Genomic DNA, 25766 nt, shown 5'->3' with positions numbered 1-25766 from the left:
GCACCCTTTTTGCCATGATTCTAACGGCGGTCACTCAGCGCACTGACTGACCATCATGGTGCCGCCGTCAAGTGCGTCGTTGATCTGAAAACTGAACACATAGTCCCCCGACTCGGGAATGTCGATAGACGATTCAGTTCCGGGCCCGGACGCAACCGCCATGGCCTGCTCTGCCCCCAGAACGACATCGGCGCTGCCTGCAACGGCGAATTCATAGGTCCACTCCGCGTTCGCGAACTTGAAGCCGTAGCTGGTTGCCGAGGGTTCGTTCACCACAACCTGATACAGGTTATCGCCTTTGTAGCCAAAGCGACGATCGCTTGGGGTTGCGCCAAACCCGTCGCCTCCCGCGTAAGAACCGCGAATGTACATGTCGGATGCGAGTGGGCCGGTGCCGTCCGCATCGGGCGTATCGCACGCTGCCAGGGGGCCAGACCCGACCGGCCCATCGCTGGTGGTACAACCCGGTCCGTCCTCAGTAGGTGACTCAACGTTCAGAAACAGTGCAGCGCTGGCCGGAATCTGGATCTGATACTGCCCTTCCTCGTCAGCGTTGATGGTTTCGTCGGTGAGCAGGTTGGTCAAGGTTCCGGTGCTTCCCAGCGCGCAGGCTTCAAACGTCGTTTCGATGGGCTCATCACTCATATTCAGCAGGTAGAGGATCGCATCGTCGGCATAGGTTTTGTAATCCGCATAGAACGCACCGGCCACGTCAATGGGCGCAACAATAGCCGTGCGTTCACCGCGATACAGTGCCGGTTGCGCCGCGCGCAGTTCCATCAGCTCCGTCAGATAATCGCGCAGCTCCGCTTGTTTCTCATTGGCGACAAACACCTCGCGCTCAGTCCCGCTGGGCAGACCTTCGACCTTTCCGCTGGTGCGGGCAACGTGGTCATCGCACAGCCCCTGGTCGGCACAGTTAGCGGTAACCTGATCGGCGTAATCCGGCACCTCCTCACCTATCTCTTCCCCGTAGTAGAGGGTGATGGGTCCGGTATACGCCGCCAGGAAACTGTAGGCCGCTTTGTGACGCGCCCAATAAAGATCCTCTTGCGGATCGGCAATGTCGCCGCGCTGCAACAGATCCCCGAAGCGCACCAGATCGTGATTGCCCATAAAGCCATTGGGAATGGCGTGATCGGGATAGGCGTCGTAAGAATTGAAGCCGCTTCTAAGTCGCGCGGCGCTCGGGTTATTTGCCCCGCTCTCCTCCACCGCCAGGGCCTGAACCAGCGCGTACCGCACAGGGAAATCAAACGCCGAGCAAAGCGCAGGGTTGTCATCCGACCCATAGGCCTCGGCCGCAATGTCCGCCTCGCCTTTCCAGATTTCCGCGACCATATAGCCGAGTGGATTCACTGCCTCACCGTCGGCGTTGGTATAGGTGACCGATGCCGAGGCGTCCTCCACGGCGCGGCGAATCTCGACCCAGGCATCCAGGGGCACCTGATAGGCCTGGTCCAGACGCCAGCCGTCGATTTTCAGTTCCTCCACCCAGTAGGTAGCGACCTCTTTGAAAAATTCCAGATCATCCGGATACTCGGCAATGCGACCGGTTCCGGCCACACTCGCACCACCGGTACTGACGGTTTGACCGTCAATGGAGGGATAGTCTTCCGCGTTATTTTTGAAGTGACCGTACACACCATCGAAGAACACATACAACCCCAGCTCATGGGCCGTTTCGACAAGCTCCCGGGCGTCGTCCATGGAGCCGAAGTTCGGATCAACCGCAAAGTAGTTAGTCGCGTAGTAGCCGGTCGCATCCAATCGGTCGGCGGCCAGATCCTGGCCGGACAGGGGCACACTGTCAAAAACCGGCGTCAACCAGATGGCATTGAAGCCCAGGCCCTTGATGTACTCCAGACTGTCGATGATGCCGCGAATATCACCGCTGTGGTGGCTGGTTCCATAACCCACCCCATGGCCAATGCCCGGGTCGCCATCAATGAAGGACTCCGTCATCACCTGATAAATGCGCAGGTTCATGGCCTCGGCGTAGGTGGGGTTGTCACAGGTGAGAGGCTCGGCGGTGTGGTCACCATCTCCGTCGTTATCATCCCCACCGGTATCATCATCGTCGTTGTCGTTATCATTGTCGTCGTCAGGATCGGGATTGACCACATCGGGACCGGAATCCCCCGATGAGGAACCACCACAGCCAACCAATGCGGAAAAGGATAACACCAGGGCGCTGAGCACCAGGGCGTACCACTGTCTTGATAGGGTTTTCATTATTGTCACTCCAGGATTTTATGTTATGAGCTGTTATCCGAAGTGATGGTAGGTGGGCGGCTCGGGGCGAACAACACATTGCATACGTATGCATAGGGATGAATACGTATGCAGCAAATCCGTCCTTCCTGACAGAGCAAATACTGCTCACCCAGCGACCCAGCCTGGGAAGACACGGCTCCACCGCTCGATAAGTTCACGCTATGGCGATGATTGGCGAACTCCGGTTGAAATCCCGACGCCACGACACAAGATAAGGTCTTTCAAACCATTTAAGCGACATGCGACAAGCATATCCGATACAAATCGAGAGGAGATCTGCATGAGTCAGGCACCCGTGTTACCCGCCATTGGTCTGGGCACATTCCGTCTGAAAGATCAGGAAGTGAAAGACGCGGTGAAATCCGCGCTGGATCTGGGCTATCGACACATCGATACCGCCCAGTTTTACGACAACGAGGAAGCCGTCGGCGAGGCCATTCGCGAGAGTGGGATTCCCCGGCACGAACTGTTCATTACCACCAAAGTATGGCACGACTTCCTGGACAGCGATAAACCTGTCGAAAGCCTCAAGGAAAGCCTGCAGAAACTGGGCACAGACTATGTCGATCTTGCGTTGATCCACTGGCCCTCTCCCGACAATGCGGTCCCCATGGCGCACTATATCGGCAAGCTGAACGAAGCACGGGAACTGGGGTTGACCAAGCATATCGGGATATCCAATTTCACCATCGCCCAGGTGGACGAGGCCCTGGCAGCCCCCGGTGGAGCACACATCGTCACCAACCAGATTGAGGTTCACCCCTACCTGCAGAACAAAAAGCTGGTCAAACATTGTCAGGACAAAGGACTGCAGGTCACCGGCTATATGCCCCTGGCGGTAGGTAAAGTGATGAAGGACCCGGTACTGGAAGACATCGGCAAGGCCCACGGTGTGACACCGGCTCAGGTCGCTTTGGCATGGGTGGCCCAAAAGAACATCGTGGTCATCCCCTCCTCCACCAAGCCCGCGCACCAGAAAGCCAATCTGGCCGCCTTGGATGTCCGCTTGAGTGACAGTGAGATGGAAAAAATCAATGCCCTGGACGCCGGTGAGCGGATTGCCAACCCGGATTTCGCTCCCCAGTGGGACCAGTAACCCCACAGTATTGTGACCACACTCAAAAAGGCACCCCGGCGGTGCCTTTTTTATTCACTCCCTTTACCCCCTGCTGGGGTCCGAGCACCCGGCTACTGACCCGCAAGACCCGCCTCCCGGACTATACTGAAACGGACAACGACAATACTTCCATCAATCAACCAAACCAGGAGATGAATCGCATGGTTGCTATCACTGGCATCGACGTTCAGCCCATCGGCGCCCCACCCACCGGTTTTGGCGGTGACGCCCGCAATATTGCCCAGGGTGGCCCCACCTACGCCAATGCGGTACTGGAGATTCTCACCGACCACCCGGAGTTGCGCGGTACCAGCGTGATTTTCACCAACGGCCATGGCCTCAAGGAAATGTGCGAAGTCACCCGGATGGTGGCCAACCGCTTCCTGCTCCAGGAAGACTGGCTACCGGCGCCCACCGAGCTGCATAAAAACGGCAATCTGGGCCGCTTCTGCAAGCGTATGCTGCAGGACTCCGACTACAGCTGGCTGGGCGGTGTGGGCGTCTCACGCATGGCCATCGGGGCCGTTGCCAACGCCCTCTGGGACCTGAGCGCGAAAATCCAGCAGGTACCGGCCTGGCAACTGATTGTGGATATGGAGCCACGGGACCTGCTCGAATTCATCGATTTCGAACCCATTGGCGATGTGTTAAGCCCGGCCGAGGCCCTGGACCTGCTCCAGCGGGCCCAGGGCGGCAAACAGGAGCGGGTTCACACGATCTATCAACAGGGGCTGCTGGCGTACAACACCGCCGGCTGGAGCGGAATCAGCAAGGAAGGCCTGGTCGATCAGACCCGCAAAATGCTGCAGGCGGGCTGGCCCCAGATCAAAATCAAGGTGGGCGCCAGCTATTCCGCCGCGCGGATGAAGGCCGACGAGGCCCGCACCCTGCTGACCCGGGAGGATATCGATCGTATGGCCCTGGAAGCGGCCAACGAGGATGCCGAGCGGATGATTCTGGTGTACCAGACCATTGAGCGGGAAGACCCTCGAGCAGACAAAATGAAAGTGGCCATCGACAGCAATCAGGTGTTCGATACCCGCTCGGCCTTCATTTTCGCACATCAGCTTGGCCTGAAACTCTACCAGGCCAGCCCGGACTACCGGGTAGAGTGGTTTGAGGAGCCCTGCAACCAGCACAGCCCCATGGCCCATGTGGAGCTCCAACAGGCGCTGGACCGCGCCTTCGAGGACTACGCCCCGCCCCTGCGAATGCCCATTTCCACCGGCGAGCAGGGCGCCTCCCCCACCACCTTCAAAGACCTGTTGCACGCCCCGGATCTGAGCGGTAAAACCCGGGAAAAATACGCCATCGACGTGATCCAGATGGACTACTCCCGGGTGGGCGGTATCGGCGACAACCTGGCGATTCTGCTGATGGCCCAGAAAGCCCGGGAGGAGGGGCGAGATGTGCGCATTTGCCCTCACACCGGCGGTATCGGCCTGTGCGAGGGGATGCGCAACGTCCAGGCGATCAAGCAGGCCTGGTTCGGGCCCGACAACCTGGCCGGGGTGCCGGATATTCTGGAGTTTGTGGCCGAGGAGGAGCGCAGTGTCCACGAGGGCGTCTTTACCAATCCGGCGATCGTCAAAAATGGCTACTACCAGATGGGTCGGGAGCCCGGTGTGGGTGTGGATTACAGCGCGCGAGGCAAGCAGGACTACACCCTGCCCGGCGGCGATGCCTGGCTCGCCAGCGATCACTTTGCGCAGTTGGCACGGAAATTTATGCAAGAGCCCCGGTAAGCCGCCTTTTCAGGGGCGCAACGGATCCAAAGACATCCGCATCACGTAGAACTTGAACAGGTTAAACGCCTCTAACAGGGACCTACCCCAAATGGGATGGTCAGCATAGAAACCCGACCTTTCGGGTAAAAAACTGTGCTAGAGTTTGCCTCACAACACAAAACAATACCGTGATTAACCGTACTAACAGGAGAAGACCATGAAGCGCAGAGACTTTCTGAAGCTGTCCGCGGCAACAGCCGGTGCCACCCTGATCCCGGTACACACCGTGTCGGCTCAGGACGAAAAGCTATCTCCGGATGATGCGCAGGCCAAGGCGCTGAACTACATGGAGACCAGCGAAACCGAAGGCCAACGTTGTAATAACTGCATCCACGCCAAGGGTGATCTGGAGGCCGAATGGGTGGGGTGCAACCTGTTCCCGGGCAAACAGGTCAAGGCCAGCGGCTGGTGTAATGTCTGGGCCGCTCGCGGCTGAGGTCGTTCCGAAGGCCGGAGCCTGCTTGCTCCGGCCGTCCCTCTGTACTTTCCTGCTTCAACTCGCCCCACTTCAACTCGCTTACCGGGTATAACCAGCCCACCCGCTCGTTACCCTACGAATTTGCTTTTGCGTTACCATAGTCCGCTCGGTCAACACCAAAAAAGAGCGATATTATGCTGACAACAGAACCCAATCCGGTCTACCGCCCCAACCCCGAACGCTACCAGAACATGCCCTACCCGCGCTGCGGGCGCAGTGGCGTGCGGTTATCGGCCCTGTCTCTGGGCCTGTGGCAGAATTTTGGCGGCGTGGACTCACTGAGCAATGCCCGAGCCATGGTTCAGCGGGCGTTCGACCTGGGCATCACCCACTTCGATCTGGCCAACAACTATGGCCCGCCCTACGGCTCTGCGGAAACCACCTTTGGCCAGATCATGAAGCAGGACCTGGCGCCCTATCGCGACGAACTGATCATTTCCAGTAAGGCCGGCTATGACATGTGGCCCGGGCCCTACGGAATCGGCGGCTCGCGCAAGTACCTGATCGCCAGTTGCGATCAGAGCCTGAAGCGTACCGGCCTGGAGTACTTTGATATTTTCTACTCCCACTGTATGGACCCGGACACCCCACTTGAGGAGACCATGGGCGCCCTGGACACCATTGTCCGCTCCGGTCGAGCCCTCTATGCTGGTATCTCCAACTATTCGCCGGAGAAGACCCGTGAAGCGGTGGCCATCCTGAAATCCCTGGGCACCCCGCTGCTGATCCACCAGCCGCGTTACAACATGCTCGACCGCTGGATTGAAGACGGCCTGACCGATGTGCTCAAACACGAGGGCGTTGGCTCTATCGTGTTCTCACCGCTGTCTCAGGGAATGCTTACCGACAAATACCTGAACGGCATCCCCGAGGGCTCACGGGCCTCGCGCAGCGAACAGATCTACTTCAGTGAGGATGACATCAGCGCCGAGAACCTGAGTAAGGTCCAGGCACTCAACGAGGTGGCGCAGGCCCGAGGCCAATCCCTGGCACAGTTGGCATTGGCCTGGGTCCTGAACAACGACGCCGTGACCAGTGCCATCATTGGCGCCAGTCGGCCCGAGCAGATTGAAAACTCGGTGGCGGCTCTGGATAACCTGGAATTCTCCGATGACGAGCTAACCACCATTGAGGGCATTCTGGGCGCCTGAGACAGTGTACCCCTCACTCCCCACACAGCCGCTGGCCCAGCCAGCGGCTGATCACCGGAATCTGCTCCGCACAGACACCATGCTCCACCGAGTAGCGCTCGTAGCGGACCGGATAGCCCCAGGTTTCAAGCTGCGCCTTCGCGCGCTGCCCCAACACCTCAGGCACCACCGGATCGTGGACACCATGCTGAATCAGTACCGGAAGGGTCTGGTTGGCCGGCGCCCGCACCAGTGAGTCCGCTGTGGCCAGATAAGACGATAGAACCAACAGCCCTCCCAGCCGTTGTTCATAGCTGAGCGCCGCTTCATAGGCCACCGCACCGCCCTGGGAAAAGCCGGCGAGCACAATGCGCTCGGCCGCAATGCCACGCTCCAACTCCCGCTCAATCAGGCGATGGACGTCGCCCGCCGACGCCTTCAGCGTTTCGACATCCACTTTCCGGTCGATGCTCATTTCACGAATATCGTACCAGGCACGCATGACCATGCCGCCGTTGATGGTCACCGGTATCTGCGGCGCGTGGGGAAATACAAACCGGGTATGACACGAATCCGGCAGCTGCAGTTGCGGGACCAGCGGCGCGAAATCATTACCGTCGGCCCCCAGTCCATGCAGCCAGATGACCGCGCTGTTTGCGGGTGCGTTGGGTTCAATTTCCACACAGGGTAAATAGCTCATAAAACAGTTCCTGATTCTTTGACGGCGCAGGGTTTCCCAGTATACGCGTCTGGCAAAAACAGAATAAGCCCTACCCACACGCCGCCAAATCCCGCTACACTCAGGGTAACCATGGATAACAAGGAATACACAATTTTATGACTCATTCTCAGCAGCCGTATCAGGGGTCCGTATTGGACCACTCGCAGAGAAAGTACCAGACCATTGATGCCGTCGTGTCCCCGGTGGGGCCACTGAAGGTGCTATCCAAAGTGGAAATGGCCAAACTCCTGGACGCCAGTCAGAGCGGCCTGTATTCCCTGTTTCGCAGCTGCGCCCTCGCGGTACTGAACAGCGGCAACTACATGGATGACGGCAAGGAGTTGCTGGAGCGCTACAAGAATTTTTCCATCCGTGTGCTGCAGGAAGAGCGGGGCATAAAACTTGATATCAAAGGGGCGCCGGCCAGCGCATTTGTCGACGGGAAGATGATTCGCGGGATTACCGAGCACCTGTTTGCCGTATTGCGCGATGTACTCTACGCCAGCGCGGAGATTCAGAATAATCCAAAGTTCGACCTGGACACCCAGGAGGGCACCACCGATGCCGTGTTCCATATGTTACGCAACGCCATGGCGCTGCAATCCGGCGTGGAACCCAAGCTGATCGTGTGCTGGGGCGGCCACTCCATCAGTCGCGAGGAGTATGATTACACCAAGGAGGTGGGCTACCAGATGGGCCTGCGCGGGTTGGATATCTGCACCGGCTGCGGACCTGGTGCGATGAAGGGCCCCATGAAGGGCGCCAATATCGGTCATGCCAAGCAGCGCATCAAGGCCGGCCGTTACCTGGGTATTACCGAGCCGGGCATTATCGCGGCCGAAGCGCCCAACCCCATGGTCAATGAGCTGGTCATTCTTCCCGATATCGAAAAGCGTCTGGAAGCCTTCGTTCGCTCCGGCCACGGCATCGTGGTATTTCCGGGCGGCGCAGGTACGGCCGAGGAAATCCTGTATTTGCTGGGGATTCTGTTGCACCCGGACAATCGTGACATTCCCTTTCCGGTCATATTTACAGGACCGGAAGACTCGGCCGCGTACTTCGAGCGCATCCATGAGTTCATTGGCACCACCCTGGGAGAAGAGGCCCAGCAACGCTACCAGATTATTGTGGATGATCCGCCTAAAGTCGCCCGGGAGATGCTTGAGGGCGTCAAGCATGTGCGCGAGTTCCGCCGGCACACCGATGACGCCTTTTATTTCAACTGGCAACTGAAAATTGATCCGGACTTCCAGCGTCCTTTCGTGCCCAACCACGAGAACATGCGCTCACTGGCGTTGCATAAAAATCAGGCCCCCCACGAACTGGCGGCCAATTTGCGGCGGGTCTTTTCCGGCATCGTCGCCGGCAATGTGAAGGATGAAGGCATCCGCGCGATTGAGCAACACGGGCATTTTGAAATTCACGGCGACCCGGAGGTGATGCTCCCGGTGGACGAACTGCTGGCCTCCTTCGTGGCGCAAAACCGTATGAAACTGCCGGGACGGACCTATCGCCCCTGTTACCGGATCATCTGATTACGCCGCCGATTGCCGTCGCGTGTCCGAAAGAGCCGCCGCAAACCATGGTCAATGTCTCACAAACATTGCCGACGATGGCGACTATCGCCAGAGAGGGTGATTCGAGAGAATACTCATCAACAGGGAGGTACACAGTGACGTGACGTCGACCAGGAAGGGTCAAGGGAAGCGCCTATTTTCACCGGGCCGGGAGGGCTCGGGACAGGACGTCAGGGATATCGGCGCGGAGCGCCGGCCAGGGAGCGCTCTTCGAGCGTCAAGGGAGCTTGCTCAGGACGAGCCGGACGGGGGTCAGTGCCATGCACTGACCCCCGTTTTTATGATGCCTCGAAAGACAATCAACCCGGCTGTCTGTCGCTGCTTTGCCTACTGAAAATTGTCCTGCAGGTACTGGCGAGCAAGACGGGCCGCATCGCTGGTACCCGAGGCAACATCCTGCAGCAGCTGCTGGGCTCGTTGCTCATCACCTTGCTGATGGTAAACGCGGCCCAGCTTGTACTGGGCATCGGCACGTTTTCGATCGTCCGGAAACTCGCGCAACAGTTTTTCAAACCACTCCTGTGCAGCATCCAGATCCTCGTTCAGCAGGTAGATCTCACCCAGCCAGTAATGGCTGTTGCCAGCGAAATTACCTTGGGGATAGGCGTCGAGGTAAGCGTTGAACGCCTCGATGGACTGCTCGATTTCCCGATCGCGCAACAGCTGGTAAGCGTCGCGATACATCTGGGTTTCAGACACCCGATCACCGGTTTCACCTGACTCACCGGAGCTGCCACTGCCCAAGCTGGCCCCCGGGTTGCCACCACCGGAGCGACTCAGCTCGCCGATTCGGCGGTCCAGGTCGAGGTAGTCGTCCATTCGCTGCTGCTTCAAACGCTGAATTTCGTGCGCCTGCTCTTCCACCAGGCCGCGCAACTCCAGTACTTCCTGCTGCAGTGCCTGAAACTGATAAAACAGCTCCGCCTGCATGTTGGAGGCTCCTTGGGCATCACCGGAATTGGCAGACTGATTGTTGCCCAGCGGCTGAGACTCAACCACCCGGACCTGAGCTTGCAGTACCGGCGCCGCCACGGCGATCACGGTGAACGCTGTGGCGGTTATCAAGGTCTTCATCATGACTCTCAGTATTTGATCTCAACGCGACGGTTCTTCTCCCAGGCGCTGGCATTGCTGCCCATGGCCAGGGGACGCTCTTCACCGTAACTGACCACTTCCAGGTCGCTGCGACGCACACCCTGCAGCACCAGGAAGTCACGCACGGCGTTGGCACGACGCTCACCCAGGGCCATGTTGTATTCGCGCGAGCCGCGCTCGTCGGCATGCCCTTCCAGACGAACATCTGCCGGAGACTCTTTCAGGCGCTCGGCGTGGGCCAGCAACAAGGCACGGGCTTCCGGCTTGAGGGTCGCCTGGTCGAAGTCGAAGTAAATAATGGTGTCCAGCTCTTCCATGTCGTCGCTGTCTCCGGAACGTGAGCTGACGCCGTCACGGTCCGAGGTGCCGGTGGTCACACCGCTGCCGGCCTGGCCATCTGCGCCCATGGCACTATCGCTGTCATCGGTGGTGTCGGTGCTCGAACAACCGGCCAGAAACGCCAGTACAAACGCCAGACTCAAACCCTGCTTTTTTACGTTGGTCATCATGTGTGACTCCATCATCAGTTGTTGATCTTCTCAAGTCCGCCCGATGGGCGGTTTACAAACCAGCTTACGACTCCCACATCCTAGTCGAAATAGGGCGACCAGGCGGGTTCTCGCACATCCCCTTGCTCGGAAGGCAGAAAATAGCGTGTTCCGGCGTCCAGCGACACTACCGCCAAGACGCCTTTATCGTTGCGACGCGTCGCATAAATCAGCATAGCACCATTTGGCGCAATGCTGGGTGATTCATCCAGGTACGTCTCTGTCAGGATGCGCAGCGTTCCGGTCTCAAGATCCTGTGCGGCAATGTGGAACACATCATTGCGCTGGTGCACCATCACCATGGTGCGACCGTCCTGGGAGATGCGCCCCCTGGCGTTGTAATCACCCTCGAAGGTTAAGCGTTCCACACGACCATTGGCAAGCGTTACCTGGTAAATCTGGGGTTTTCCACCCCGATTAGAGGTAAAAATAATGCCTTTTCCATCGGCAGTCCAGCTCGGCTCGGTGTCGATGGCAAAATGTTGGGTCATGCGAGTGAAATTTCCCGAGTCAATATCCAGAGTGTAGATTTCCGGGTTGCCGTCCTTCGACAGGGTCAGAGCCAGCTTCTTGCCGTCCGGCGACCAGGCCGGCGCACCATTGAGCCCCTGGAAGTCCGTCAGTTGCTCTCTTTCCCCAGTAGCGAGGTTTTGCACAAAGATGGCCGGACGAGTGGTTTCAAACGACACATAGGCCACCCGGCGTCCATCGGGGGACCATACCGGCGACAGAATGGGCTGGTCGGACTCGAGCAACATGGTCGGACGGGCACCATCGGCATCGGCGCGCATCAGGCGAAAGGTATCGTTGACCTCTCCTCCCTGGGTTCGATTGCGCAGTACCTCGACGTAGATCACTTCGGTGGAAAACGCCCCGGGAATCCCGGTCAAGGACTCGTAGACACGATCACTGATCGCATGGGCAATATCCCGCAACTGTCGTTCAGAGCCCTCGACAATCTGTTTGCTGAGGATTTTGCGCTGGTTGAGCACGTCGTAGAGGTCATAATGCACCTGATAAAGGCCTGAGACGTTCTCAACCCGCCCGACAATCAGATATTCGGCGTCCAGCACCCGCCAGTCGCGGAAGTGCACATCCTGCTCCCGGTGCGGGAAGGACAGCATGTCTTCACGGGCTATCGGAGCAAATTGCCCGCTACGACGCAGGTTATCTTCAATGATACGGCTGATGTCCTCCGGCAGGCCGGGACCACCGACTATTTCCAGAGGCGCCACCGCAATCCGGGTCGGGTTGTCCACCCCGCGGGTGATTTCAATCGTCAGCTGCGCCTGGGCTCCCAAACACAGCGCCCACAAAACGACCAATGCCAGACACTGTCTCACAATCTCAAATCCTCTGGTTTAAACACCAGCCGCAACTGGCGAAATTGACTTTCAAACACGTGGGAAGGCATCCCCTGAATCTCCTCGAAGCGATCGATACGCTTGACCGCCTGCTCTGCCGAGCGGTCAAAAGCACTGTTCCCGCTGCTCTCCACGACCGTAACGTTGACCACCTGCCCCGTGGGCACCAGTTGAATCTCCAGTACACACTGCATACCCATGCGGGCAGACGGCGGCCGGCTCCAGTTGTTTTCGATGCGCTGCGCCATGACATCGACGTAGCTCTGAGCCACTTCCTGGGCCTGTTGTTCCTCAAAAAATTCGGCTTCTTCCGCCAGGGCGCGGTCCAGTTGCTGCTGACGCTCCAGCTGCTCGCGTTCGGCCTGTAGCTCCTGCTCCCGGCGCCGTTGCTCGGCGGCTTCCCGCTCTTTACGTCGGCGTTCAGCCTCCTGGCGCTCCTTTTCCGCCTGCGCCCGCTGTTCTTGCTCGCGCTTTTCTCGCTGTGCCTGCGCCCTACGAGCCTCTTCCTGCTGGCGGCGACGTTCGGCCTCCTGGCGCTCACGCTCCTGTTGGCGCTGGCGCATATCAATCACTTTCTGTTGCGCCGCTTGCTGTTCCGCCTGACGCTGACTCTTGGGCGTATACTCAACCACCTTGGCCTGAACCACACGGGGCCGCTGTACATCACGCGGCTCCGGGCGTGCGTCCCAGGTCGAAAACACCAGAGCGAACACCAGAGCGTGCAGCGAGAGGCTGATCAACAGGGGAAGTGTATAAGCCTTCAGGGTCATAAATCTGTGATCACTGTGGCGGTTCGGTGACAAGCCCCACCGAGGGAGCCCCGGCACTTTGCAGCTCGGTCATCAGTTGCACGACCAAGCCGTAGCCCACTTCCTGATCGCCCCATACCAGCACGGGGGTTTCGGGTTTCTGGCGCAGCACCTTCCCGACCGTTTCCTTGATCTCCGCGAGCGGGCGCGCCTGCTCCTGATCCCCGCCCAGGTTGATGTAGTAGGTGCCGTCCTTTTTGATGGACACGATCAACGGCTCTACGTCATCGTCTTCCAGCGGCTCGGAGGGCGCCTGAGGTAATTCGACCTGAACGCCCTGCATCAGCAGCGGCGCGGTCACCATAAACACAATGAGCAGCACCAACATCACATCGATGTAGGGCACCACGTTGATTTCAGCCAGAGGCTTCTTTTTGGGTTTACGCCCAAACGGAGACATGTCGGCAACCTCGCTTGATCAGGATGAAACCTGTTTGCTGTGGACCTGCCGATGCAGGATGGCCGAAAACTCTTCCGCGAAGGTATGGTAATAATTGAGCATGGCCTCGGCGCGAGCCGAATAGCGGTTGTACGCCAGTACCGCGGGAATCGCCGCAAACAGCCCCATGGCGGTAGCCACCAGTGCCTCGGCAATGCCCGGTGCGACCGTGGCGAGGGTCGCCTGATGGACGTTGGCCAGGCCCCGGAATGAATTCATGATGCCCCACACAGTGCCGAACAGTCCGATATAGGGACTGACCGAGGCGACACTGGCCAGAAATGGCAGATGCAGCTCCAGCTTTTCTTCCTCGCGGGAAAGCGCCACGCGCATGGCCCGCTGGCTGCCTTCCATCACCGCTTCGGAGCTGGCTCCGCTCTGCTGACGCAGGCGAGTGAACTCCTTGAAGCCGGCCCGGAAAATATTCTCGGCCCCCTCAGCGGTTTTACCATTGCCCTGACGGTACAACTGGTTGAGGTCAATGCCGGACCAGAACTGCCGTTCAAATCCATGAAACAGGCCACGAGCCTTACGCAGGTACAACCCCCGCTGGACGATCATGACCCAGGAGATGACAGAGGCGAGAAACAGGAGCAGCATGACAAACTGAACCAGCAGACTGGCTTCAGCCACCAGGCTCCAGATGGACATGTTATTTTCTTGAGGCATAAGATCATCAGCTCTCAGTAGTGGATGCGATTTTTTTCTGCATTTCCGTTGGAATCGGACGCGGGCGGAAACTCTCACCGCACACGCAGGCAATCCGGATTAGACCGTCACACAACAGTTCGTTCCCTCGCCAGACGGACTGGTGAAAAACCACGTTGGTGCGCGCCAGTTTCTCGATCCGCGCGGTCACGCGCAACGCGTCATCGAGTCGGGCGGAGCGATGGTACTGCACCTCGGCCTTGTGTACGACCAACAGCAGACCGTCATCCAGAATGGCCGGCTTATCATACCCTAACTGGCGCAGAAATTCGGTTCGACAACGCTCCATGAACTTTAAATAGTTCACGTAGTAGACAATCCCTCCGGCATCGGTGTCTTCGATGTAGACCCTGACCGGCAAGGAAAATTCACCCGCCAAGGCTGACTCTGAGACCTCCGTCTCACTCCGGCTTGAAATCAGGCTCATAGTGTCAGTCACTCTCCCTGAGGCGCTTTGGTAAATCCACTCCGAAGTGCAGATAGGCATTGGCGGTGAGAATACGGCCGCGAGGCGTGCGTGCCATGAACCCCTGTTGGATCAGGTAGGGCTCAATCACGTCCTCGATGGTGCCCCGCTCTTCACTGATGGCGGCAGCCAGGCTTTCAATACCCACCGGGCCACCATCAAAGTTGTCCATCAGCGCCAGCAGCAGGCGGCGGTCCATATGATCAAAACCACGCTCGTCCACTTTGAGCATATTCAGGGCCAGATCGGCCATTTCCGAGGTCACCACACCGTCGCCACGCATCTCTGCGTAATCGCGTACCCGACGTAACAGGCGGTTGGCCACCCGAGGGGTGCCTCGCGCCCGCTTGGCCACTTCGACCGCACCGGACTCTTCCATATTGACCCCGATCAGCTCCGCCGCTCGCAGCACAATGCGGGTCAGATCCGCTACGGAGTAGAACTCCAGGCGCTGGACAATGCCAAATCGGTCCCGCAACGGCGAGGTCAACAGGCCGGCCCGGGTGGTTGCCCCCACCAGGGTAAACGGCGGCAGATCCAGTTTGATGGAGCGGGCCGCAGGCCCTTCACCGATCATGATATCGAGCTGAAAGTCCTCCATGGCCGGGTAGAGAATTTCCTCCACCACCGGGCTCAGGCGATGAATTTCGTCGATAAAGAGTACATCGCCGGGCTCCAGATTGGTCATCAGCGCGGCCAGATCACCGGCCTTTTCCAACACCGGGCCGGAGGTGCTTTTCAGGGAGACCCCCATCTCGGTGGCGATGATATTGGCGAGGGTGGTCTTACCCAGGCCCGGCGGGCCGAACACTAGGGTGTGATCCAGCGCTTCACCCCGTTTCTGGGCCGCGCCGATAAATATTTCCATCTGCTCGCGCACGGCGGGCTGGCCAATGTAGTCGGCCAGCGCCTTGGGGCGCACGGCGCGGTCGATCACGTCTTCGCGCTCGCGAGGTGCCGCATCAATCAGGCGATCGGTTTCAATCATGGGAACTACTCAGTGGTCACAATCCGGAGCACAGTCTATCAGACCGGACGGGAGGGGCTCTATTGAGGCTTAATTTGTGGCCAAGTGCCGGTAAACCTTTGCGGGACACGCCGTAAATACCTCCCTGTAGGCTCGGTTGCCGCTATCCCTGCGGCAAACGGTCCCGCAAAGGTTCACCGGCACTCGGTTATGTGTTCGTCCTAAACGCTGAGGGCTATTTTTCTATACGCTGAGGGCTCTTAACGCCAGGCGGATCAGTTCCTGGCTGCCGGCGGCCGGGTCCTGTTTTGCGGCGGCGCTGATCATGCGGGCGGCTTCGGCGGGCTTGTAACCCAGGGCAATCAGCGCGCTCTCGGCCTCTTCCTGGTGATCGTCTCTCGAGGCCTCCGGTTCAGGCAGCAGGTCGCCGGCCAGGTCTTCCCGGGGCAGCTCCCAGCCTTTGAGGCGGTCGCGCAGCTCGATGACCAGCCGCTCGGCGGTTTTTTTACCAACTCCCGGCACTTTGGTCAGGGCGGAGACTTTGTCTTCCCGCACGCAGCGGGCGATGTCGTCGGCTTCCATGCCCGAGAGGATGGCGATGGCCATTTTGGGGCCGACGCCGTTGACTTTGATCAGGGTGCGAAACAAGCTCCGATCCCGCTGGTCGGCGAAGGCGAACAGTTGGTGGGCGCTTTCGCTGATGGCCAGGTGGGTGTGGAGCGTGACGTCGGCTCCCAGTTCGGGCAGCCGGTAGAAGGTAGTCATGGGCGCCTGAACTTCGTACCCCACGCCCTGTACGTCTATCAGTAGGTGAGGCGGTTGTTTTTCGAGCAATGTGCCGCGTAAGCGTCCGATCATACTTTACCCCGGTGCATTCGTGTAACTCGTAGGGCGGATAAGGGCGAAAGCCCGCATCCGCCATCCTGTGTCTATTCTGATCTGTTGCTGAATCAACAAGTCTGGTCCGCTACCGGGCAGAGCCCGCCGTGCCCAGAAGGTCGGATTCTCCAGCCGGTCCGGCCCGCTACGGGGTAACCCCTTCGTGAACCCGCCGTGAACCCATCCATGGGGGCTTCTCATCGGCATCCATGCCTCAGAGAGTTCACGAAGGGGTTACCCCGCATCGGGCCTCAGTGCCAAATTCAGGCCTTACGCTCTTTCAACCCACACTTAAATACCTACAACCGTAGGTCGGGTTAGCGAAGCGTAACCCGACGCTTTCTGGGATTCCGTGCCCAATGTCGGATTACGCTTCGCTAATCCGACCTACGACTGAGCAGAACGCGCAAATTATTCTCTGCAGCGCTCGGAGGTCTGGTGTGGGGTAAGGGGTTCCCAGACCGTGGAGCCGGGGACCGGCGATGCGAGCCTACGTGGACGACCCACATGGATGTGGGAAGTGTCCGTAAGCGCCGGGAGCGCGTAGGACCGTATTCACGGCGTGTCTGGGAACCCCTTACCCCACTTCAGACCGGACTCTCCGCAACCACTGCAGGTAATTCAGAGAGGTTCGGAAAAACTACACCACCCTACCCCGCCGGAAACTGCGTTTGCCCGCCAAGGCGATCAATTGGTCTTGGGTATTGGCGTGGCAGAGGGCTACGGCCAGGGCGTCGGCGGCGTCTTCCTGGGGGGTGCCCGGTAGGCGCAGAAGGGCCTTGACCATGTGTTGTACCTGCGCCTTGTCCGCCGCGCCAGTACCGACCACCGACTGTTTGACCTTTCGGGCTTCGTACTCGTAGACCGAGAGGTCCTGCACCACGGCGGCGGTGATCGCCGCGCCGCGGGCCTGGCCCAGTTTGAGGGACGAGCTGGCATTTTTGGCCATGAAAATCTGCTCAATGGCCACCACATCCGGGCTCTGCTGCTGGACGATCTGGGTGATGGCGTCAAAAATCACCTTGAGACGCTCCGGCAGACTGCCTTCGGGCACCCTAATCACGCCGCTGGTGATATAGGCCACTTTGCCGCCGATGCGCTCGATCACACCAAAGCCGGTCTTGCGCGAACCCGGGTCGATACCCAGTATGCGGGTCATGGCCACCTCTGGGGCTTGACGCCCCTTTATGCGTTCAGTTGCTCCATCACCTCATCGGGGATGTCGCCGTTGGTGTAGACGTTCTGGACATCGTCCAGGTCTTCGAGCATGTCGATCAGCGCCAACAGCTTCTCAGCACCTTCTTTGTCCACTTCAATGGTGGTGGACGGGAGCATGATGATTTCGCTGTTGGTCGGCTCGAAGCCGGCGGCCACCAGCGCTTCTTTCACTGCGAAGTACTCCTCGAAGGGCGTGCGCACGTCGATGGTGCCGTCACTGTTGGTGACGATGTCCTCGGCCCCGGCTTCCAGCGCGGCTTCCATGATGTCTTCTTCGGTGATGCCCTCGAAGCTGATCTGGCCCATGCGGGTGAACAGGTAGGCTACCGAGCCGTCGGTGCCAAGGTTGCCGCCGCGTTTGCTGAAGGCGTGGCGCACTTCGGAGACGGTGCGGTTTTTGTTGTCGGTCATGCATTCGACCAGCACGGCGATGCCATTGGCGCCGTAGCCTTCGTAGGTGACTTCTTCGTAGTTGTCGCCCTCACCGGCCCCGGCGCCACGGGCAATGGCCTTGTCGATGGTGTCCTTTTTCATGTTGGCGCCAAGCGCCTTGTCCATGGCGGTGCGCAGGCGGGGGTTGTCTTCAGGCGCGGCGCCGCCTTTGGCGGCGACGGTAAGCTCGCGAATGATTTTGGTGAATACTTTACCGCGTTTGGCGTCCTGGGCGGCTTTGCGGTGTTTGATGTTTGCCCATTTACTGTGGCCAGCCATGAATATTCTCCACTTACTGGTCTGTTATAAGTCGGGGTTAGTTGCTTTTTAATCGGAGTATGTCGCTAAAATCACGTCCGGTCCGCTTTGGGTGTATGGTTGCCAGACACGCCGTAAATACATCCCTGTAGGCTCGCATCGCGGGTCCCCCGCTCCACGGTCTGGCAACCATACACCCCAAATCGGCCCTCAGCACACTGGTAGCACCTTTTGTCCATTCTGCTACAGAGTCCATGTCCCCGTAGGTCGGATTAGGCCTTGGCCGTAATCCGACAATTGAGGCACCGAGTTTTCTTGTGTGTTTGCGTGTCGGATTACGCGCTGAGCGTTAATCCGACCTACTCGCTACTCAGACTGCTTACAGAGTGACCAAGCGAGCCTGGGTTCGGGGCAATACTTCCGGGACCGTAGAGCGGGGGACCCGCGATCCGAGCCCCCGTGGACGACCCACATGGATGTGGGAAGTGTCCGTAAGCGCCGGGAGCGCGTAGGACCGGGTTCACGGCGTGTCCCGGAAGTATTGCCCCGAACCCAGGCGTCAAATCACTGCCTCACGCTCTAAAAACTACTCGCTCGCGGGCTTCTCTTTTTTACGCAGACGGATGTGCAGGTCTTTGAGCTGCTGTTCGTCTACCGCACCCGGCGCGTCGGTCATGACGCAGGCGGCGCTTTGGGTTTTCGGGAAGGCGATCACATCGCGGATCGAACCGGCGCCGATCATCAGCATGATCAGACGGTCCAGACCGAAGGCCAGGCCACCGTGCGGGGGGGCGCCGTATTTGAGGGCATCCAGCAGGAAGCCGAACTTCTCGCGCTGCTCCTCTTCACCAATGCCCAGCGCGCGGAATACCGCCTGCTGCATGGTCTGGTTGTGAATACGGATAGAGCCGCCACCCAGCTCGGTGCCGTTGAGCACCATATCGTAGGCGCGGGACAGGGCCGTCTCCGGGCTCTTCTCCAGCTCCTCCGGGGAGCAGGAAGGCGCGGTGAACGGGTGGTGCAGACTGTTCAGAGAACCGTCGTCTTCTTCCTCGAACATCGGGAAGTCGACCACCCACAGGGGAGCCCACTCGCAGGTGTACAGCTCCAGATCTTCACCCAGCTTGCAGCGCAGCGCGCCCAAGGCTTCGCTTACCACGGTGGCCTTATCGGCACCGAAGAAGATCAGGTCGCCATTGTCGGCTTCTACCCGCTCCAGAATGGCTTTGCGCACGTCGGTGGGCAGGAACTTCACGATCGGCGACTGCAGGCCCTCTTCCAGATCATTTTTGTCATTGACCTTGATGTAGGCCAAGCCCTTGGCACCGTAGATGCCAACAAACTTGGTGTAGTCGTCGATCTGCTTGCGGGTCAGCTTCTCGTTGCCGCCGGGCACTTTCAGGGCGGTGACGCGGCCTTTGGGGTCTTTGGCCGGGCCGGAGAAGACCTTGAAGTCCACCTCGCCCATCAGATCCTTTACATCCACCAGCTCCAGCGGGATACGCAGGTCCGGCTTGTCGGAGCCGTACTTCTGCATCGCATCGGCATAGGTCATGCGCGGGAAGTCGCCCAGGTCCACCTCTTTAAGTGTCTGGAAGATGGTGCGGATCATGCCCTCGGTGACCGACATGATGCCCTCTTCGTCCATAAAGGAGGTTTCAATATCGATCTGGGTGAATTCCGGCTGGCGATCGGCGCGCAGGTCTTCATCGCGGAAGCACTTGGCGATCTGGTAGTAGCGATCGAACCCAGACACCATCAACAGCTGTTTGAACAGCTGGGGAGACTGGGGCAGAGCGAAAAATTTGTTCTCGTGGGTGCGAGAGGGCACCAGGTAATCCCGGGCACCCTCGGGGGTGGCGCGGGTCAGAATCGGGGTTTCGATGTCCAGGAAGCCCTGGTCGTCCAGGTAGTTACGCACCAGATTGGTGACCTTGGAGCGGAATTTCAGGCCTTTCTGCATTTCCGCCCGGCGCAGGTCCAGGTAGCGGAACTTGAGGCGGACGTCCTCGCCCACGGACGCGTGGGAGTCCAGCGGGAAGGGGGTGGTTTCCGCCTCGTTCAGGATGGTCAGGCCGGTGCCGTAGACTTCCACCTCACCGGTGGCCATGTTGGGATTGACCGTGGCGGCATCCCGGGCGCGCACCTTACCGGTCACCTGCAGCACGTACTCGCCGCGGACCCGGTCAGCCAGATTGAAATGATCGCCGGTATCCGGATCGAACACCACCTGTACAATACCCTCGCGATCGCGCAGGTCGATAAAGATGACACCACCGTGGTCACGGCGGCGATCAACCCACCCACACAGGGTCACTTCCCGATCAATGTCTTTGGCTGTCAGTGTGCCACAGTAATCACTGCGCATAGTGCTTTCCCGTTATTTGCCGTCTCGGTTCAAAGTCGTCGCGGCGCCGTCTGTCTGTCAGGCCGACGCTGCGCTGGAGTTGGCGGGTTTGGAGGCCTTGTCACCCCCGGAGCTGCTCTCGGCGCTCTTACTGCCGCCGCGCTCGCCCGCCAGGTTTTTCTGGTTGGACTTTTTGAAGTCCGTCTCGTACCAGCCGCTGCCTTTCAGGCGAAAGCCCGCCGCTGAGATTTTCTTTTTCAGGCTCGCCTGGCCACAGGCCGGGCAGTCTACCAGAGGCTCGTCGCTGAGCTTCTGCAGTGCTTCCATATTGTGGTTACAGGATTGACACTGATATTCGTAGATGGGCATTGTCGTGTTCCTCAATCAAATGCTCTGCAAGAGCAACCATCGCCAGCAATGCCCACAGGGGCCAAAAAACGCGCGATTATAACCCAATGGGGCGCCAGCGAGAACCGGGTAAGCTGTTTTACACTGCGCCGTGGCCGCCCGGAATGGGCCGCGCGGCGACTCGGTGCAAAGCCAGATATAAATAGGGACGGCGCGGCGGTTTTAAAGGTCTACGCCCAGGGTATTGCCCTCGTAGACGATGGGGACAAAAGCCAGGGGGCCCACACACCCCTCGGGGCCGTTGAGCGCCCGCCCAGAGAGCAGGTCAAATTCGATCCCATGGACCGGGCAGCGCAACACCTCGCCCTGGACGCTGGCCTTATGCAGCGGCGCCTCCATGTGCGGGCAGCGGTTGACCAGCAGGTAGGTCCGCCCCTCCTCCTGCAACAACAGAAGCTCCTGCCCCGCGAGCCGAAAGACCCGGCGGTAGCCATCGTAGAGCTGGTGCAGAGTTTCCAATGCCTGATACGCCATGATTTTGCCCCCGAGAGCCATCAATTCCGCTAGACTAGCACACCCCGTACGCCAAACTGTTGAACCACCCGACCGACGCGAGCCTCGCCATGCCCTCCCAGCAATACCTGGAACAGCTCAAAACCCTGTCCAACCGGCTGGTGGCACTGCAGAAGCCGATCCGTATCCTCGATGCCATCAAGTGGACGCCCGAGATCGAACAGGCCTTCCACGCCAGTGGCGGCAAGGCCCTGCCCAAGGTAGGCCCGGAGTATTACCAGCGCCAGGCCCTGGGGTTTGACCCCGAGCGCCTGGACCGCGAACTGTTGGCCCTGGATCGGGACATCAAGCGCCAGTTGGGCCGGGGCGATGCCCTGGGCAAGATTCTCAAATCCACGGTGGAGCAGTATCAGTTGGTGGTACAGCTGCTGCGCCACCGCGGGCGTGCCGAGTTCGGGGACTACAGCCGTCAGCTCTACGGCTCCGCCAGTGACCGCATCCGGGGTGACCGGAAGACCCTGCGCACCCTGGGCGAACGACTGTGCGACATTTTCTCTCTGCCCGCCGTGGAGCACCTGAACCGGCCCTACCCCCGGGATATTGGCGCGGAAACCGCCGTCGCCATGCTGCGCCAACGGATGGACCGCTACTTTGGCCCGGGCCAGGTGAAGGTCAGCATCAGCGATGACATCGTCTCCGATGCCGCCGCCGGGGGCGATACCATCAAGGTCAATCGACGCGCTTCATTCTCCGAGCTGGACATTCAGGTGCTGGAAGTCCATGAGGGCTGGGTGCATATTGGCACGACTCTCAACGGCCGTGAGCAGCCCTGGGCCACCTGGCTGAGCGTGGGCTCGCCCCGGATAACCGGCATCCAGGAGGGCATGGCGGTCCTGATGGAAACCCTGACCTTCAGCTCTTTCCCGCAGCGGGCCCGACGGGTCAGCGACCGGGTGGTGGCGGTGGACCTGGCAGAACAGGGGGCGGATTTCTGCGAGGTGTATCGCTATTTTCTGGAGCGCGGGGTCAGTGAGCACGACAGCTATCGGGTCACCCAACGGGTGTTTCGCGGCGGCCAGGTCAGTGGCGATCGGGGCGCGGTTTTCACCAAGGATATTTCCTATGTGAAAGGTTTTGTGGAAAATGTAAACTTTATCCGCAGCGCCATTCAGTCCGGGGTTCCGGAGATTATTCCGATGTTGTTTGTGGGTAAAGTGACCCTGGATGATCTGCCGCTACTGTACGAACGCTACCTGGAAGGTGTAATCTCCGCCCCCCGGCATTTGCCGCCGATGTTCCGCGATCTGAATGGGCTTTATGTCTGGTTCGGTTTTTCGAGCAGTCTGTCGCTGATGAACATCGCACGGGTGCAGCAGCACTTCAGTAAGCTTTTTGAGCAATTACCGGCCACTGCCCCGCTGTATCCGGGCTCAAACAACGGCAAGCGCGACGCCGAATTGGATTGACGTTTTCAAATTATGATGCATTACAAGATTGTCCTGACGGGCAGCGGCATTTTGGTGGACCACTATGGCAGCCCGGAACCGGTGATGGGCTTTGTCACTTGCCGTCTGTTGAAAGCGGATTCGGAGAAGCTGGCGATTGCGACGGTCAAGCGCGATATTCTGGTACAGTGGAATCAGAGTTTTAATGCGGACCGGAAGGCGGGGCTACCAAAGTTGTCGGTGGAGCATATCGCGACGGTTCACCCTCTGCTGACCCGCAAGCCGAAGCACGATTTCTACTTTTACGTCTCGGACGAACAGCGCGAGGCGCACCTGGAACACTTCACCCAACCCAAACGCCGCTGGTTCAAAAAAACGTAGGGTACCTGTGTGGTGCCTCTTTCCTTCTAAGAAACTCCTTACTCCAGAAGGTCCGTCGAAGGCGGGGTAGACCAGTTACAGACCCGCCGTGAATACGTCCCTGTAGGCTTCTCGTCGGCTCCCTGCCTCCGAGAGTCTGTAACTGGTCTACCCCGCCTTCGACTCAATGCCAAATTTTAGTGCCTACTATCCTTTTTGATGAAAAATTCGCACAACCTGCCTGCCCACCGGGGACTTGGGTTTTGGAAAAACGTCGCGCAATCGATGGCACTGAGGCGGATGCAAAGACACCCGTTTGCAGACTCTCGGAGGCAGGGAGCCGACGAGAAGCCCCCATGGATGGGTTCACGGCGGGTCTGCAAACGGGTGTCTTTGTAGCCGGCGGGCTCTAAAAATGCGTCAAACCAAAGGCAAACACCAATCAATCTCCGTCTCACCCCGCTCCACCAAATACCGATTCGCCTGCGAAAAATGCCCGCAACCAATAAAGCCTCGGTGAGCGGACAACGGTGAAGGGTGGACCGACTTCAGAACCAGGTGTTTATTGCGATCCACAAAGGCCGCTTTTTTCTGAGCGTAGCTGCCCCACAATAGAAATACCACGCCCTCGCGCTCCCGGTTGACCAGGTCAATCGCCCGGTCGGTGAACGCTTCCCAGCCCTGGCGCTGGTGCGAGCCCGCCCTGCCCTGCTCGACGGTCAGGGTGGCGTTGAGCAGCAGTACGCCCTGCTCCGCCCAGTGTTGCAGGCAGCCGTGGTTGGGGACGGGGCAGCCGAGGTCGCGTTCGAGTTCTTTGAAGATGTTTTTGAGCGACGGCGGTGGCGCGATGCCGGGTTGCACGGAGAAGCAGAGGCCGTGGGCCTGGTTGGGGCCGTGGTAGGGGTCCTGCCCGAGGATGACGACTTTGACCTGCTCAAGGGGCGTGCTATTGAAGGCGTTGAAGATGTGTCTGGAGGGCGGATAGATGACTTTGCCCTGTTGTTTTTCGCCGCGCAGGAACTGCTTGAGTTGTTGCATGTAGGGCTGCTGAAATTCGGGTTCCAGGTGGCTCAACCAACTGGGTTCAAGATCGATTTTCTTTTGCGCGTCCGCCATAACGTTTCCCAAGCTGTTTTGTCAGCGCGTCAATTTAGCATTGATCCCCTATCGAGAAAACCGCCCCAGCATCAAGCGCACAGACGGCGGGTGCGCTGCGCTTACCGCGCCCTACGCAGAGCATAGGGGCGGTAGCGAGTGAGATAGCCTAGATGCAGTATTCTTTCAGGGGCGGGAAGCCGTTGAATTCTACGGCGCTGTAGGAGGTCGTGTACGCGCCGGTGGAGAGCCAGTAGAGGCGGTCGCCGATGGCCAGGTTCAGCGGCAGCGGGTACTTGTGGTGCTCGTACATGATATCCGCGCTGTCGCAGGTCGGGCCGGCGATCACCGCATCTTCCAGCTCGCCCTTCTTCTCCACATAAATCGGAAACTTGATCGCCTCATCCAGCGTTTCGATCAGGCCGCTGAACTTGCCCACATCGGTGAACACCCAGCGGTGCAGCGCCGTGCGCGATTTACGGGATATCAGCACCACCTCACTGACCAGAATACCGGCGTTGGCAATCAGCGACCGGCCCGGCTCGATGATGATCTCCGGGAAGTCCTTGCCAAAGTCCTCCTCCAGAAAACGGGTGATTTCCTGAGCGTAGGTCTGCAGATCATTGGTGCGGGTCATGTAATTGGCCGGGAAGCCGCCGCCCATGTTGATCATCTTCAGCTCAATGCCATCTTCCTCTTTCAGGCGCTCGAAGATCACTTTCACCTTGCCCAGCGCGGCATCCCAACTGCTGATCTCGCGCTGCTGGGAACCCACGTGGAAGGACACACCATAGGGCTCCAGCCCGAGATCACGGGCGAGAATCAACAGGTCCATGGCCATGTCGATTTCACAGCCGAACTTGCGCGACAGGGGCCAGTCGGCGGTCAGGGTACCCTCGGTCAGAATGCGTACGTATATGCGGGCACCCGGGGCCGCCCGGGCAATATTGCGCAGGTCCGCCTCGGAATCCGTGGCAAACAGGCGTACACCTTTCTCGTAAAAGTAGCGAATATCCCGGCTTTTCTTGATGGTGTTGCCGTAACTGATCCGCTCCGGTCCGACACCAAAGCCCAGGACCTTGTCCAGCTCGTAGATGGAAGCGATGTCGAAGTTTGCGCCACGCTCGGTCAACAGCTTGAGGATGGCCGGTGCCGGATTGGCTTTCACCGCATAGTAGATATTGGCGTAGGGAAAGTTGTCTTCCAGTTCCTGATAGGCCGCATCAATGGTCGCGGTGTCGATCACGACAAACGGCGTGTCTTTGGTATCCGCAAAACTTTTCAGGCGAGCAAAGGTTTCCGGGCTGTAGTAGTCCTGCAGCTGAATGTGCGAATCGGTCATGGCACCCCCTGGGCGTCGAAAATAGCGTCATCCGGCAAGGCGCGCC

25 protein-coding genes are annotated in these 25766 nt (G+C 59.1%); 7 read left to right on the top strand and 18 right to left on the bottom strand.

From position 1 onward, the window contains the following. Positions 1–30: 30 nt before the first annotated feature. Entirely contained in the window at positions 31–2235 is a 2205-nt protein-coding gene (locus tag EDC38_RS01225; protein WP_123636976.1) for an alpha-amylase family glycosyl hydrolase, read from the bottom strand. 322 nt (positions 2236–2557) lie between these two features. On the opposite strand from EDC38_RS01225, the gene dkgB reads away from it, so the two are divergent. The 4 genes from dkgB to mgrA all read left to right on the top strand — a co-directional run bounded on the left by dkgB (position 2558) and on the right by mgrA (position 6810). After that, positions 2558–3373: a 2,5-didehydrogluconate reductase DkgB gene (gene dkgB / locus EDC38_RS01220; RefSeq protein ID WP_123636975.1), complete on the top strand. Its 816-nt coding sequence runs from the start codon at positions 2558–2560 to the stop codon at positions 3371–3373. A 182-nt stretch (positions 3374–3555) separates the two neighbouring features. Then, entirely contained in the window at positions 3556–5139 is a 1584-nt protein-coding gene (locus EDC38_RS01215) for an enolase C-terminal domain-like protein (RefSeq protein WP_170162827.1), read from the top strand. Positions 5140–5338: 199 nt separating this feature from the next. Beyond that, a complete protein-coding gene (locus tag EDC38_RS01210; protein ID WP_024459695.1) occupies positions 5339–5617 on the top strand; it encodes a high-potential iron-sulfur protein in 279 nt (92 codons plus the stop codon). A gap of 176 nt (positions 5618–5793) precedes the next feature. Beyond that, positions 5794–6810: an L-glyceraldehyde 3-phosphate reductase gene (gene mgrA / locus EDC38_RS01205; protein ID WP_123636973.1), complete on the top strand. Its 1017-nt coding sequence runs from the start codon at positions 5794–5796 to the stop codon at positions 6808–6810. A gap of 13 nt (positions 6811–6823) precedes the next feature. Here the strand turns inward: mgrA and EDC38_RS01200 are convergent, their stop codons facing one another. After that, positions 6824–7489: an alpha/beta hydrolase gene (locus EDC38_RS01200; protein ID WP_123636972.1), complete on the bottom strand. Its 666-nt coding sequence runs from the start codon at positions 7487–7489 to the stop codon at positions 6824–6826. Between the two features lie 137 nt (positions 7490–7626). Here EDC38_RS01200 and ppnN point away from each other — a divergent pair, with 137 nt between their 5' ends. Then, positions 7627–9045 carry a nucleotide 5'-monophosphate nucleosidase PpnN gene (gene ppnN / locus EDC38_RS01195; protein WP_123636971.1) on the top strand — a complete coding sequence of 473 codons (1419 nt, stop codon included), beginning with the start codon at positions 7627–7629 and terminating at the stop codon, positions 9043–9045. A gap of 369 nt (positions 9046–9414) precedes the next feature. On the opposite strand, the gene EDC38_RS01190 is transcribed toward ppnN, so the two are convergent. The 14 genes from EDC38_RS01190 to EDC38_RS01125 form a co-directional block, all read right to left on the bottom strand. Continuing rightward, positions 9415–10164, bottom strand: coding sequence for a YbgF trimerization domain-containing protein (locus tag EDC38_RS01190; protein ID WP_246004308.1), 750 nt, complete (start codon positions 10162–10164; stop codon positions 9415–9417). A 5-nt stretch (positions 10165–10169) separates the two neighbouring features. Next, positions 10170–10688 carry a peptidoglycan-associated lipoprotein Pal gene (gene pal, locus EDC38_RS01185; protein WP_123638815.1) on the bottom strand — a complete coding sequence of 173 codons (519 nt, stop codon included), beginning with the start codon at positions 10686–10688 and terminating at the stop codon, positions 10170–10172. Between the two features lie 83 nt (positions 10689–10771). Then, positions 10772–12076 carry a Tol-Pal system beta propeller repeat protein TolB gene (tolB, locus tag EDC38_RS01180; RefSeq protein ID WP_123636970.1) on the bottom strand — a complete coding sequence of 435 codons (1305 nt, stop codon included), beginning with the start codon at positions 12074–12076 and terminating at the stop codon, positions 10772–10774. Further along, complete coding sequence (gene tolA, locus EDC38_RS01175) at positions 12070–12864, bottom strand: cell envelope integrity protein TolA (protein WP_123636969.1); 795 nt, start codon at positions 12862–12864, stop codon at positions 12070–12072. The genes tolB and tolA overlap by 7 nt, the downstream gene beginning before the upstream one ends. A gap of 10 nt (positions 12865–12874) precedes the next feature. Beyond that, on the bottom strand, positions 12875–13303 hold the full coding sequence (gene tolR / locus EDC38_RS01170) for a protein TolR (protein ID WP_024459687.1): 429 nt from the start codon (positions 13301–13303) through the stop codon (positions 12875–12877). 18 nt (positions 13304–13321) lie between these two features. Continuing rightward, positions 13322–13993 (bottom strand): protein TolQ, encoded by a 672-nt coding sequence (tolQ, locus tag EDC38_RS01165; protein WP_414673700.1) that lies wholly within the window; start codon positions 13991–13993, stop codon positions 13322–13324. A 25-nt stretch (positions 13994–14018) separates the two neighbouring features. Further along, positions 14019–14477, bottom strand: a complete 459-nt coding sequence (gene ybgC / locus EDC38_RS01160) for a tol-pal system-associated acyl-CoA thioesterase (protein ID WP_123636967.1) — start codon at positions 14475–14477, stop codon at positions 14019–14021. Between the two features lie 4 nt (positions 14478–14481). Continuing rightward, positions 14482–15504 (bottom strand): Holliday junction branch migration DNA helicase RuvB, encoded by a 1023-nt coding sequence (gene ruvB / locus EDC38_RS01155; protein WP_024459684.1) that lies wholly within the window; start codon positions 15502–15504, stop codon positions 14482–14484. 222 nt (positions 15505–15726) lie between these two features. Beyond that, on the bottom strand, positions 15727–16341 hold the full coding sequence (gene ruvA, locus EDC38_RS01150) for a Holliday junction branch migration protein RuvA (protein WP_123636966.1): 615 nt from the start codon (positions 16339–16341) through the stop codon (positions 15727–15729). A 661-nt stretch (positions 16342–17002) separates the two neighbouring features. After that, positions 17003–17521 carry a crossover junction endodeoxyribonuclease RuvC gene (gene ruvC / locus EDC38_RS01145; protein WP_123636965.1) on the bottom strand — a complete coding sequence of 173 codons (519 nt, stop codon included), beginning with the start codon at positions 17519–17521 and terminating at the stop codon, positions 17003–17005. A gap of 26 nt (positions 17522–17547) precedes the next feature. Beyond that, positions 17548–18291 carry a YebC/PmpR family DNA-binding transcriptional regulator gene (locus tag EDC38_RS01140; protein ID WP_024459681.1) on the bottom strand — a complete coding sequence of 248 codons (744 nt, stop codon included), beginning with the start codon at positions 18289–18291 and terminating at the stop codon, positions 17548–17550. Between the two features lie 565 nt (positions 18292–18856). Continuing rightward, positions 18857–20638 carry an aspartate--tRNA ligase gene (gene aspS / locus EDC38_RS01135; protein WP_123636964.1) on the bottom strand — a complete coding sequence of 594 codons (1782 nt, stop codon included), beginning with the start codon at positions 20636–20638 and terminating at the stop codon, positions 18857–18859. Between the two features lie 57 nt (positions 20639–20695). Further along, a complete protein-coding gene (locus EDC38_RS01130) occupies positions 20696–20986 on the bottom strand; it encodes an FmdB family zinc ribbon protein (RefSeq protein WP_123636963.1) in 291 nt (96 codons plus the stop codon). 201 nt (positions 20987–21187) lie between these two features. Continuing rightward, the gene (locus EDC38_RS01125; protein WP_024459678.1) at positions 21188–21499 is read right to left on the bottom strand and encodes a Rieske (2Fe-2S) protein; all 312 of its coding nucleotides are present in this window, start codon (positions 21497–21499) and stop codon (positions 21188–21190) included. 89 nt (positions 21500–21588) lie between these two features. Between EDC38_RS01125 and EDC38_RS01120 the strand changes: the two genes are divergently transcribed. Together EDC38_RS01120 and EDC38_RS01115 are read left to right on the top strand one after the other, a co-directional pair. Next, complete coding sequence (locus EDC38_RS01120; RefSeq protein WP_123636962.1) at positions 21589–22944, top strand: flavohemoglobin expression-modulating QEGLA motif protein; 1356 nt, start codon at positions 21589–21591, stop codon at positions 22942–22944. Positions 22945–22956: 12 nt separating this feature from the next. After that, entirely contained in the window at positions 22957–23304 is a 348-nt protein-coding gene (locus EDC38_RS01115) for a hypothetical protein (protein ID WP_123636961.1), read from the top strand. 399 nt (positions 23305–23703) lie between these two features. Here EDC38_RS01115 and ung read toward each other — a convergent pair whose 3' ends face one another. Next, positions 23704–24399 carry a uracil-DNA glycosylase gene (ung, locus tag EDC38_RS01110; protein ID WP_123636960.1) on the bottom strand — a complete coding sequence of 232 codons (696 nt, stop codon included), beginning with the start codon at positions 24397–24399 and terminating at the stop codon, positions 23704–23706. A gap of 148 nt (positions 24400–24547) precedes the next feature. After that, entirely contained in the window at positions 24548–25720 is a 1173-nt protein-coding gene (locus tag EDC38_RS01105; protein ID WP_123636959.1) for a type III PLP-dependent enzyme, read from the bottom strand. Between the last annotated feature and the right edge of the window lie 46 nt (positions 25721–25766).

The sequence above is a fragment of the Marinimicrobium koreense genome, from assembly GCF_003762925.1.
Taxonomy (GTDB): Bacteria; Pseudomonadota; Gammaproteobacteria; order Pseudomonadales; family Cellvibrionaceae; genus Marinimicrobium; species Marinimicrobium koreense.
This window is presented reverse-complemented; position numbering and strand designations above follow the sequence as displayed.